Origin of the sequence: Streptomyces hirsutus, assembly GCF_001418415.1 — a bacterium.
GTDB lineage: Bacteria > Actinomycetota > Actinomycetes > Streptomycetales > Streptomycetaceae > Streptomyces > Streptomyces hirsutus.
The window spans coordinates 1-809 of record NZ_LIQT01000778.1; the positions used below are offsets into that span (position 1 = coordinate 1).

Annotated in this window: 1 protein-coding gene and 1 pseudogene; both read right to left on the reverse strand. The window is 71.7% G+C overall.

Annotated features, from left to right (window positions below; all coding sequences use genetic code 11):
- Positions 1-128: 128 nt before the first annotated feature.
- The coding region (locus tag AOK11_RS46045; protein ID WP_240497655.1) for an amino acid permease at positions 129-625 on the reverse strand (497 nt) is incomplete at its 5' end.
- Positions 626-627: 2 nt separating this feature from the next.
- Positions 628-809, reverse strand: a pseudogene (locus AOK11_RS46050) (amino acid transporter); the annotation flags it as partial.

Genomic DNA, 809 nt, shown 5'->3' on the forward strand with positions numbered 1-809 from the left:
CTCCCCCCTCTCCCCCTCTTCCCGCCGCTTCCACGGCGAGGGCCCCCGCGCGGAATCGGTCGTCCGTGCGGGGGCCCTCGCCGTGGAAGCGGCGGGAAGAGGGGGAGAGGGGGGAGAGGGGGGAGGTGTCAGCCCTCGGTTCGTGTGCGTGCCCTGGACCGCTGCCAGGCGTAGCCGGCGACCCCCAGGGCCACGGTCATGCCGCCCGTCGAGTACAGCTGCACGCGCGTGTCGGGCTCCCGGGCCATCAGGACGAAAATGGCGGCCATCCCGGCCAGCGCGATCCACGTCAGCACCGGGAACGCCCACATCCGGACGACCAGCTTCTCCGGGGCCTCGCGCTCCAGGACGCGGCGCAGCCGCAGCTGCGAGACGGCGATGAAGATCCAGACGACCAGGATCACCGCGCCGATCATGTTGAGCAGCCAGGAGAAGACGTCGTCGGGCCGCCAGTAGCTCAGCAGCACGCACAGGAACCCGAAGACCGACGAGGCCAGCACGGCGATCCGCGGTACCCCGGCCGACACCCGGCCCAGCAGCTTCGGGCCCTGCCCGCGCTGCACCAGGGAGTAGCCGATGCGCGAGGCGCCGTAGATGTTGGCGTTCATCGCGGACAGCAGCGCCANNCCAGGGCGGCGACGTACGGGCCCTGCTCGACGACCGCCGGCGAGTCCCACGGGACCAGGGTGACGACGACCGCCATCGAGCCGATGTAGAACAGCGCGATCCGCCACATCGCCGTACGGACCGCGCTGGCGACGCCCTTGACCGGGTTCTCCGACTCCGCCGCGGCGATGGTGACCGTCTCC